The following is a 10,205-nucleotide window of genomic DNA, read 5'->3' as shown; positions in this document are numbered from 1 at the left end:
GCGGCAGCAGTTCGTCCCGCACCAGCTTGACCGCGGGCACCTTCGTGATCCCGCCCGACCGTCCCGGGCGCGGCCACAGCAGTTCGGCGTCGATGCCGTGGCGGCACGCGGTGTCGAAGTTCTCCGCGGCGGCCTCGAAGGGCAGCCTGGTCCACACCGGCCGCGGCTCGTCGGCCAGCGCGCGCACCAGGCCGTAGTAGAAGGCGGCGTTGGCGATCACGTCGACGACCGTGGGCCCGGCGGGCAGCACCCTGTTCTCCACCCGCAGATGGGGGACGCCGTCGGCGAGCCCGTACACCGGCCGGTTCCACCGGTAGATGGTGCCGTTGTGCAGGACGAGCTCGGCCAGGCTGGGCACGCCTCCCTCGCCGAGCACCTGGAGCGGGTCCTCGTCGTCACAGATGGGCAGCAACGGCGGGTAGTAGCGCACGTTCTCCTCGAAGAGCTCGTACGCCGAGCGGACCCACCGCTCCCCGAACCAGGTCCGGGGGCGCACCCCCTGGTTCCTGATCTCGGGCGGCCTCACGTCCGTGGCCTGCTGGAACAGCGGCGGCCTGGACTCCCGCCACAACTCCTTGCCGAACAGGAACGGCGAGTTGGCGCCGAGGGCGATCTGGACCGCGGCGACCGACTGGGCCGCGTTCCACACGTCGGCGAATCGCTCCGGCGTCACCTGCAGATGCAACTGGACGGATGTGCAGGCCGATTCGGGGGCAATGGAGGAAGAGGTGGCGACCAGCCGCTCCACGCCTTCGATATCGAGGACGAAATCCTCACCGCGGGCCGCGGCCATTTGGTCGTTGAGGAGGGTGTACCGGTCCACGTCCGACAGGTTCGCGGAGACCACGTCGTGGCGGCCGAGCGTCGGCAGGATGCCGATCATCATGATCCCGGCGTCGACCTCCGCGGCTTTGCGGTGGGCATATGCGAGCCCGGTCCGCAGCTCCTCGGCGAGCTGGTCGAATACCCGGCCGCTGAGCCGGTGCGGGAGAATGTTCACCTCCAGATTGAACATCCCCAGCTCCGTCTGGAAATCTCGGCTGGCGATGCGCTGGAGCACCTCCGCATTCCGCATCCTCGGCATGCCGTCCGAGCCCGCCAGATTCAGCTCGATCTCCAGACCCATGAGATTCCTGGGCCGGTCGAACCGCTGGTCCGCCAGGAGCCGCTCCAGCCCCTCCAGACATCGGGTGAGCTTCGTGCGGTACTCCTGCCGATCGGACAGGTCAAAGGTGCCCGCCACGACCTTCTCACCCATCGAAGGGTCCCTCCTCGAGTGGACGGCCCGCGGCACAGGCCGCTCTTATCACGGTCGATAATGCCCCGAGGAAGTGATCCGTAACGCCTCCACGCCAGGTCGGTACCCAGTAGTCTGGACAGAGCGGCCCCAGGCACATTCCAACGGCATGCCGCATATGCAGTTCAGGACGCGCGACCGCAGGGGAATCACCAGCGTTTTTCGGCCGACCGCTGCATAGGGAAAATGGCTGGCGAAGGGCCCGGCCGGCGTCCCGAATCGACAGGAAAGCCGCAATTCAAGGACTCGAAACCGCCTTGCGGGCAATACCCGGGTCAGCTAGCCGAAACTTCATGTGAACATTTGTCGTATAAACTCTGCGCACGGGGCAGAGAGAGTTGACGCACCGGCCCGTCCGCCCGTCACCGGCCTTCCTCTGGCCCCGCCACGCCGACACCGCCGTCTGCACCCGCCCACGCACCACCGTGTCTCCCAAGTGAGAGGCGACCCACTATGCCGCTGCTTGTTTCCCCGGCCCCCGCGCCCGCACTGCGCAGCGTTCTCGCGGCACTCGGTTCTCCCACCGCAGTCCGCGAGGCCCACACACCCGCTCTCCGGTCCGTCCAGGGACCGCTGAGCCTGGAACTGCCGCTCCCCGTCCATGTGCTCGACCGGATCGTCCCGACCGAGGCGGTACCGACCACCCGCCTCGCGGGCTGGCGCTTCCTGGTGCGCGACGGCGAACGCACCGTCGCCGCCGCGGACAGCGTACTCACCGCCGACGGCTGGACCTTCTCCCACTTCTTCGAGGGCCCCTACCTGGCCTCGACCGAACTCGCCGTCAGCCAGGCGGAGTCGGCGACGACGCCCTATCAGGCGCGCCTGTTGTCGGTGCCGGAGCTCTACATGCTCACGCTGTGGCTGCACGAGGACACGGAGGACGACGCGGCGGGCGGGGCTCTCGCCCCGACCGATGTCCTGGTGCCGCTCTCCCCCGCGCCCACCGGCATCACCGCCCACCGTCCGCACCGCGTCGCCGCCCTGCTGCCGGTCATGTCACTGCGTGTCGGTCCGCCCCGGCTCCCCGGCCTCCCGGGCGTCTCCGGGCTGCTCGGTTCCCCTGCCTGACCACCGCTGCCGCTCCGTCTCCACCACGCGCCCCCGCCGGTTCCCCGGCGGGGGCGCGCGCTCCGTCCGGACTAGCCCGGTCCGGTCACCCCGAACCACCCGAAGTGACGGGGCAGTTGCCGAGAACCGTCCGGCCGGGTGACGCGTCCGGGAAGGGGAACGGGGGCTGGGGCCAAATCGCTGCGGAACGACGCCCGTCGGGCAACACTGGTAGTCGACCGACGTGATACGGGGGCGGCCATGCACGCATCGTCACCACGCAGCACACTCGACTCGACGCAGCGAAAGAACCCACCCATGTGCCAGCACCAGCCACCCTGCCCGACCGCCGACTCCAACGACCGGGAGGCGGCGCGCCTGACGGCGCACCACCCGGAGCAGGGCTGGAGCCTCCTGTGCAACGGCGTCCTGCTCTTCGAGGACACCGGTGAGCTGCTTCCGGACGGCCAGATCATCGCCCCGCACCGGACGCCGGGCGCCGGTCAGGTGCTGAAGGCGGCCTGAGTCCGCCGGGCCCGGCGGAAGGAGAAGGGGCCGGCCCGGACAGAAGTCCGCTCCGGCCCCACGCGTGTGCCCGCGTCGCCCCTACCGGTCGTACGCGTCCAGCGGCGGGCAGGAGCACACCAGGTTGCGGTCGCCGAAGGCACCGTCGATCCGGCGGACCGGCGGCCAGTACTTGTCCGACGCCAGGACGCCGGCCGGGAAGACCGCCTCCTCACGGCTGTACGGGTGCTCCCACGCGCCACCGAGCGCGGCCGCGGTGTGCGGGGCGTTGCGCAGCGGGTTGTCGTCCGCGCTCCAGGTGCCCGAGGCGACCTTCTCGATCTCGCCCCGAATGGCGATCATCGTGTCGCAGAACCGGTCGAGCTCCGCGAGGTCCTCGCTCTCGGTGGGCTCGATCATCAGCGTTCCGGCCACCGGGAACGACATCGTCGGCGAGTGGAACCCGTAGTCGATCAGCCGCTTGGCGACGTCGTCGATGCTGACGCCGGTCGCCTTGGAGATCGGTCGCAGGTCGACGATGCACTCGTGCGCGACGAGTCCGGCCGGGCCGGTGTACAGGATCGGGAAGTGCGGTTCCAGGCGCTTGGCGATGTAGTTGGCGGCCAGGACGGCCACCTGCGTCGCCCGCTTCAGCCCTTCGCCGCCCATGAGGCGCACGTACGCCCAGGAGATGGGCAGGATGCCGGCCGAACCCCAGGGGGCGGCCGAGATCGGGCCGACACCGGTGTCCGGTCCCGCGGCGGGCTGGAGCGGATGGTTGGGCAGGTACGGGGCCAGGTGGGCGCGGACGCCGACCGGTCCGACGCCCGGGCCGCCGCCGCCGTGGGGGATGCAGAAGGTCTTGTGCAGGTTCAGGTGCGAGACGTCGCCGCCGAACTTGCCGGGCCGGGCGAGGCCGACCAGGGCGTTGAGGTTCGCCCCGTCCACGTACACCTGGCCGCCGGCGTCGTGCACCTCTCCGCAGATGTCGGCGACGTGCTCCTCGAAGACCCCGTGCGTGGAGGGGTAGGTGATCATCAGGACGGCGAGCTCGTCACGGTGCTTCTCGATCTTGGCGCGGAGGTCCGCGATGTCGACCTCGCCGTCGTCCGCGGTCTTCACGACGACGACCTTCATCCCGGCCATCACGGCGCTCGCCGCGTTGGTGCCGTGCGCCGACGAGGGGATGAGGCAGACGGTTCGCCCCTCCTCGCCGTTGGCCCGGTGGTACGCGCGTACGGCCAGGAGCCCGGCGAACTCGCCCTGCGAGCCCGCGTTCGGCTGGAGGGACACCGCGTCGTAGCCGGTGACCTCGGCCAGCCGCTCCTCCAGCTCCCGGATCAGGGTGAGGAAGCCCTGGGCCTGCTCGGCGGGCGCGAAGGGGTGCAGCGCACCGAACTCGGGCCAGGTGATCGACTCCATCTCGGCCGTGGCGTTCAGCTTCATGGTGCAGGAGCCGAGCGGGATCATGCCGCGGTCCAGCGCGTAGTCGCGGTCGGCGAGCCGGCGCAGGTAGCGCAGCATCGCGGTCTCGGACCGGTACCGGTGGAAGACCGGGTGGGTGAGCACCTCGTCCGCGCGCAGCAGGTCCGAGGGCAGCGCGTCCGCGCTCTCGGCGTCGAGCGCCTCGATGTCGCCGGCAGCCCCGAAGGCCGCCCAGACCGCGGCGACGTGGGCGCGGGTGGTGGTCTCGTCGCACGCCACGGAGACGTGGTCGGCGTCGACCAGCCGCAGGTTGACCCCGCGCTCCCGGGCACCCGCCACCACGTCCGCGGCACCGCCGGGGACGCGCACGGTGAGCGTGTCGAAGTAGGAGCCGTGTACGACGTCGGCGCCCGCTCCCCGCAGCCCCTCGGCGAGGATCGCGGCGTAGCGGTGCGTACGCCGGGCGATCGTCCGCAGGCCCTCGGGTCCGTGGTACACGGCGTACATCCCGGCCATGACGGCCAGCAGCACCTGTGCGGTGCAGATGTTGCTGGTGGCCTTCTCACGGCGGATGTGCTGCTCGCGGGTCTGCAGGGCGAGCCGGTAGGCCTTGTTGCCGTCCGCGTCGACGGAGACCCCGACGAGGCGCCCGGGCAGGCTGCGCGCGAACTTCTCGCGTACCGCCATGAAGCCCGCGTGCGGCCCGCCGAAGCCCATGGGCACACCGAAGCGCTGCGTGGTGCCGACCGCGACGTCGGCCCCCAGCTCGCCGGGCGAGGTGAGCAGGGTCAGCGCCAGCAGGTCGGCGGCGACGGTGACGATCGCACCCAGGCCGTGGGCCTCGTCGATGACCGGCTTGATGTCGCGGACGGCACCCGAGGCTCCCGGGTACTGCAGCAGCACACCGAAGACACCGCGCTCGGCCGCCTCGGCGGGGATGCCGGCGCTGAGGTCGGCGACGACCACCTCGACACCGGTCGGTTCGGCACGGGTCCGGAGCACCGCGACGGTCTGCGGCAGGGTGTCGGCGTCGACCAGGAAGACGCCGTCCTTCACCTTGCCCACCCGCCGGGCCAGGGCCATGGCCTCGGCGGCGGCGGTGCCCTCGTCGAGGAGGGAGGCACCGGAGGTGGGCAGCCCGGTGAGGTCGGCCACGACGGTCTGGAAGTTCAGCAGGGCCTCGAGCCGCCCCTGGGAGATCTCCGGCTGGTACGGCGTGTAGGCCGTGTACCACGCCGGGTTCTCCATGACGTTGCGCAGGATGACGGGCGGGGTGAACGTGCCGTAGTAGCCGAGCCCGATCATCGGGGTCAGCACCTCGTTGCGGTCGGCGAGGCGGCGCAGCTCCGCCAGGACCTCGGCCTCCGTGCGCGCGTCCGGAAGATCCAGCGCCTCGGCGCTCTTGATCACGTCGGGCACCGCGGCGGCGGTGAGCTCGTCGAGGGAGCCGTAGCCGATCTGCGCGAGCATTTTCGCCTGGGCCTCGGCGTCAGGACCGATGTGGCGCTGCTCGAAGGGGATGCCCTGCTCCAGTTGGGAGAGCGGAGTGCGACGGGGGGTCATGATGGAGGCCTCCTGGTCTGTCACGACCTGCGAGGGGCACCACGGCGTGGCGGCCCGAACGGCCTCCCCCTCTGTCATCTCGACCTGAGAGCTTCACCGGCCCGTCTCGCGACGCTCCGGTTTTCACCGTCGGTGAGGCCGGGCTCGTCCCGTCAGTTCGCCGGTCCGGATCCCGCCCTGCTTTCCAGAGTGGCTTCGTCCGTGCGGTACGGGGGCCTGAGAGATTCCGGGGAGGAGTTGCTCCTTCGGCGCCTCCGGACGCTGCCCGGAGGACTCTCCCGCACGGGGTCGGCAGCCGCCTCCAGCCTACCAGCGGGCCGGCGTCGACCGTCTCGAGTGGCCGATCCCCCGGTTCTGGCCTTTCGTAGAGCCTGTGGGTGCAGTTGCGACCACGCCGATGTTGTTGCGACCAGTGGGAGGCACCGTGCAGACCGACATCGATCCGCGCAGCCTGATCGGCCGCAAGGCCTTCGACCGTACAGGCGCGAAGATCGGGACGGTGGACGAGGTCTACCTCGACGATGCCACCGGCGTGCCCGAGTGGGCCGCCGTCCGTACCGGCCTCTTCACCCGGGACGCGTTCGTCCCGCTGGAGCCGAGCCTGTTCGTCGACGGCCGGCTGCAGGTCCCGTTCGACCGGGCCCTGATCAAGGAAGCGCCCGATTTCGGTGTCGGCCGCCACCTCTCCCCGGAGCAGGAGCTGCAGCTCTACCGCCACTACGGGCTGGACTCCGCCGCCCCCTCGGGCACCGCCCCGGACAGGGACTTCGGCAAGCTGGCCGGCCACGAGGAGTAGTCCACCGGTTCGGGCACCAGCGGCAGCGGGTCGGACGGTTGCAGCTGCGGGTCGCCGACGCGGAACGTCCGTACCCGGCCGGGCGGTGAACCCGGCTCCTCGAACCGCACGGTCACCCGCCCGACCCCGCTGCCCTGTACCCAGCCGTGCCCGTGGACCGCGTGTCGTACGTCGTGCCCGGCGGACCATCTCCGGGCGGACACTCCGTCTCCGTCCCCCGGAGCCGGCTCGTCGGCCACGTGCCCCGGGGTCCTATCGCCGACGGCCACCGGAGCCTCGGCGTCCGGCCCGTTGACGGTTGTCCGTTCCGCGTCGGCCGCCTGCGTCCCGTCGTCCGCCCGCCCCGCGTCCGCCGCCAGGTTCGCGTCTGCTGTCTGTCTCGCGTCTGCCGTCTGTCTCGCCTCGACCGCCTGCGCGAAGAGGTCCTCCTGGGTGAAGTCCGCCAGCCCCGTGACGCCGACGCCCAGCAGCCGCACGCCCCCGGTGGTGTCGACGGCCTCCAGCAGCCGGGCCGCCGCCTCTCTGACCACCACGGGGTCGTCGGTCGGGCCGCGCAGGGTCTCGGAGCGGGTCAGGGTCGAGAAGTCGTAGCGGCGCACCTTCAGTACGACCGTGCGCCCCGACCGTCCCGCTCCCCTCAGGCGCTGCACACAGCGGTCGGCGAGCCGCTCGACCTCCGTACGGACCCGCACGCGGTCGTGCAGGTCCACATCGAAGGTGTCCTCCACCGACACGGACTTCGCGTCACGCTCGGCGACGACCGGCCGGTCGTCGTACCCCAGGGCCATGCGGTGCAGCGCGGTGCCGTGCGCCCGGCCCAGCAGGCGTACGAGCTCCGCCTCGCCCGCCTCGACCAGGTCGTGGACCACGGTCATCCCGGCGCGTCTGAGATGGTCGCCGGTGGCCGGCCCGACCCCAGGCAGGATGCGTACGGACATCGGCGCGAGGAGCTCGCGCTCGGTCCCCGGCTCGATGAGGAGGAGGCCGTCCGGCTTCGCCTCCTCCGAGGCGATCTTGGCCAGCATCTTGGAACCGGCCAGGCCGACGGACCCGCTGAGGCCGGTGACGGCCCGGATCACGAGCCGCAGCTGCTCACCGATCGCTCGGGCGGACCGCGAGTCGTCCGCGACCCCTCCGGCCTCGAGGTCGACGAACGCCTCGTCGAGGCTCAGGGGCTCCACCAGCGGGGACAGCCGCCCCAGCAGCTCCATCACCTGGTCGCTGACCGACCGGTAGAGCGAGAAGCGGGGCACCAGATAGGCGGCGTTGGGAGCCAGGCGCCGCGCCTGCGCCATGGGCATCGCCGAGTGCACACCGAACCGCCGGGCCTCGTACGAGGCCGTGGCGACCACTCCGCGCATGCCCAGACCGCCCACCACCACCGGCTTGCCGCGCAGACTGGGCTTCGCCGCCTGCTCCGCAGAGGCGTAGAAGGCATCCATGTCCAGATGCAGGATGGTGGGCGCTGCTCTCACACCACCGATGCTGCCCTACGCCACTGACAACCGGGCCGTGCCCGGCGCCGTCGACGCGCCGGGAACACACGCTCAGCCCGCGCGGTTACGCCGCCGCGCCAGTTCGTCGGTGGGGTTGTGGCCGATCAGCGTCTCCCCCGTGTCGACCCGCTCACCGTGCAGCTGGGAGAGGGCCGCGTCCACGTCCCGCCAGACGACACCGACGGCGATCCCGAAGATCCCCTGGCCGCCCTGGAGGAGGCTCACCACCTCGTCGGGCGAGGAACACTCGTAGACCGTCGCCCCGTCGCTCATGAGGGTCATCCGCTCCAGGTCCGTGAACCCGCGCGCCCGGAGGTGCTGCACCGTGGTGCGGATGTTCTGCAGAGCGACGCCTGTGTCCAGGAACCGCTTGACGATCTTGAGGAGGACCACGTCCCGAAAACTGTAGAGGCGCTGCGTCCCCGACCCGTACGCCGGCCGCACACTCGGCTCGACGAGCCCCGTACGCGCCCAGTAGTCCAGCTGCCGGTAGGTGATCCCGGCCGCCGCGCACGCCGTGGGCCCCCGGTAGCCGATGCCGTCCGCCGTTGTCACACCGTCCGCCACCACGACCGCCGGTTTGACCGGCTGTCTGATGGTCTGGTCGGCCGCACTGCCGTGCTGCCGGTACAACCCACCCGCAGCCGTACCGTCGCCGCTGCTTCTCACGCCGACCTCCGTCCTTGACCTGCCATCTCGAAGGTAGGCAGTCACCACGGGTGCGTCAACGATCGCCACACTCGGCACGCCGAGTGATAATCACCCGGAGGGTGGTTTCCCGTGACCCGTCGCGGGGAACGGCTTCTCGGATGCGCTCGGCGCCGCGGTCACTGGCTGTTGGTGTCGAAGTCCTCGGGCGAGATCTGGTCGAGGAACTCGCGGAACTTCTCCACCTCGTCCTCCTGCTCGTCCGGGATGGCGATACCCGCGTCGTCCAGCACTCCGTCACTGCCGTAGATCGGCGTGCCGGTGCGCAGGGCGAGCGCTATGGCGTCGGAGGGCCTGGCGCTCACCTCGACCCCGCTGGCGAAGACCAGCTCCGCGTAGAAGACCCCTTCTCTGAGGTCCGTGATGCGGACCTCGGTGAGCTCCTGGCCCACGGCCTCGAGCACATCCTTGAAGAGATCATGGGTCAGCGGCCTGGCCGGGGCCATGCCCTGCTGGGCGAAGGCGATCGCGGTCGCTTCACCAGGGCCGATCCAGATCGGGAGGTACCGGTCGCCTCCCACTTCACGCAGGAGCACGATCGGCTGGTTGGAAGGCATTTCCACCCGGACACCCACAACGTCGAGCTCGTTCACACACCAACCCTAGGACGTGCCCGCGGTGTTTGGATAGTCGGGCTCCTCCGCGGTCAGTGGAAGCGCACCTTCAGAGCCGACTGGACCAGTGCGGCGTGGAGCCGCACGGACAGCTCGGCGAGCTCCTTCGCGGTGGCCTCGGCATGGGCTCTGGTCTGCGGGTTCCGGTGCCGGCGCAGCGGCGCCACCACCTGTTCGACCAGCCCGGCCTCACGCTCGGCCGCCGCCCGGACGGCCCGCAGGTGCCGGGGCTCCAGGCCGAACCGGCCCAGCTCGGCCACGAGCCGCGCCACGGTCACCGCCTCGGCCTCGTAGCTGCCTCCGGGACCGGGCGAGATCAGTCCGTACGACTCCCACTCCGTGAGCTGGTCCTCGGAGACCTCCGCGGTGGCGAGGAGCTCCGAGCGGCCGATCCGGGCGGCGGTGGGCTCTCCACGGTCCTGGTCCCAGACGCCCTCGGCGATCTCCGCCTGTCCGGCCGGGGTGAGCGGTACGCGTTCGCCGCGGGCGAGGGCGTCCAGGTGCTCCCGGATGACCTTGAGCGGGAGGTAGTGGTCCCGCTGCATGCGCAGCACCTGTGCCAGCCGGTCGACGTCCGCCGGGCTGAACTTGCGGTACCCGGCGGGTGTGCGCTGCGGCTCCACGAGCCCCTCGGCCTCCAGGAAACGGATCTTGGAGATGGTGACTTCGGGGAACTCGTCGCGTAGCCGCAGCAGCACGGTGCCGATGCTCATGGCGCGCTCGTCCGCGGCGGCGGTGCCGTGACCGGCACCGCC

The 10,205-nt window shown here is 71.0% G+C and carries 9 protein-coding genes and 1 riboswitch; of the genes, 3 read left to right on the top strand and 6 right to left on the bottom strand.

Annotated features, from left to right (window positions below; all coding sequences use genetic code 11):
* Positions 1-1,258: glutamate-cysteine ligase family protein (locus tag IH13_RS39015; RefSeq protein WP_031089614.1), on the bottom strand; the 1,258-nt coding region annotated here is incomplete at its 3' end.
* Between the two features lie 492 nt (positions 1,259-1,750).
* Here IH13_RS39015 and IH13_RS0131260 point away from each other — a divergent pair.
* Both IH13_RS0131260 and IH13_RS0131255 read left to right on the top strand, forming a co-directional pair.
* Positions 1,751-2,365: a hypothetical protein gene (locus IH13_RS0131260; RefSeq protein WP_031089612.1), complete on the top strand. Its 615-nt coding sequence runs from the start codon at positions 1,751-1,753 to the stop codon at positions 2,363-2,365.
* A gap of 297 nt (positions 2,366-2,662) precedes the next feature.
* Entirely contained in the window at positions 2,663-2,869 is a 207-nt protein-coding gene (locus IH13_RS0131255) for a DUF5999 family protein (RefSeq protein ID WP_031089610.1), read from the top strand.
* An 81-nt stretch (positions 2,870-2,950) separates the two neighbouring features.
* On the opposite strand, the gene gcvP is transcribed toward IH13_RS0131255, so the two are convergent.
* A complete protein-coding gene (gene gcvP, locus IH13_RS0131250; protein ID WP_031089601.1) occupies positions 2,951-5,836 on the bottom strand; it encodes an aminomethyl-transferring glycine dehydrogenase in 2,886 nt (961 codons plus the stop codon).
* A gap of 194 nt (positions 5,837-6,030) precedes the next feature.
* Positions 6,031-6,127: riboswitch (glycine riboswitch) on the bottom strand.
* 133 nt (positions 6,128-6,260) lie between these two features.
* Between gcvP and IH13_RS0131245 the strand changes: the two genes are divergently transcribed.
* The gene (locus tag IH13_RS0131245; RefSeq protein ID WP_037842980.1) at positions 6,261-6,632 is read left to right on the top strand and encodes a PRC-barrel domain-containing protein; all 372 of its coding nucleotides are present in this window, start codon (positions 6,261-6,263) and stop codon (positions 6,630-6,632) included.
* Here IH13_RS0131245 and IH13_RS0131240 read toward each other — a convergent pair.
* From IH13_RS0131240 to IH13_RS0131225, 4 genes are all read right to left on the bottom strand, one after another.
* Positions 6,554-8,107 (bottom strand): DNA polymerase IV, encoded by a 1,554-nt coding sequence (locus IH13_RS0131240; protein WP_082317778.1) that lies wholly within the window; start codon positions 8,105-8,107, stop codon positions 6,554-6,556. The genes IH13_RS0131245 and IH13_RS0131240 overlap by 79 nt on opposite strands.
* 72 nt (positions 8,108-8,179) lie before the next feature.
* Positions 8,180-8,797, bottom strand: coding sequence for a MerR family transcriptional regulator (locus IH13_RS0131235; RefSeq protein WP_031089595.1), 618 nt, complete (start codon positions 8,795-8,797; stop codon positions 8,180-8,182).
* 158 nt (positions 8,798-8,955) lie between these two features.
* Positions 8,956-9,429, bottom strand: a complete 474-nt coding sequence (locus IH13_RS0131230) for a bifunctional nuclease family protein (protein WP_014044725.1) — start codon at positions 9,427-9,429, stop codon at positions 8,956-8,958.
* A gap of 53 nt (positions 9,430-9,482) precedes the next feature.
* Positions 9,483-10,205: transcriptional regulator FtsR (locus tag IH13_RS0131225; RefSeq protein WP_063837519.1), on the bottom strand; the 723-nt coding region annotated here is incomplete at its 5' end.

It is taken from the genome of Streptomyces sp. NRRL WC-3549 (assembly GCF_000721935.1).
GTDB lineage: Bacteria > Actinomycetota > Actinomycetes > Streptomycetales > Streptomycetaceae > Streptomyces.
Note: the sequence above shows the minus strand (reverse complement) of the source record. Positions and strands in the feature narration are given on the sequence as shown.

Bases quoted from the DNA above. Each gene is read 5' to 3' on its own strand.
- IH13_RS0131255 (WP_031089610.1), top strand. From the start codon at position 2,663: ATGTGCCAGCACCAGCCACCCTGCCCGACCGCCGACTCCAACGACCGG.
- gcvP (WP_031089601.1), bottom strand. From the start codon at position 5,836: ATGACCCCCCGTCGCACTCCGCTCTCCCAACTGGAGCAGGGCATCCCC.
- IH13_RS0131260 (WP_031089612.1), top strand. From the start codon at position 1,751: ATGCCGCTGCTTGTTTCCCCGGCCCCCGCGCCCGCACTGCGCAGCGTT.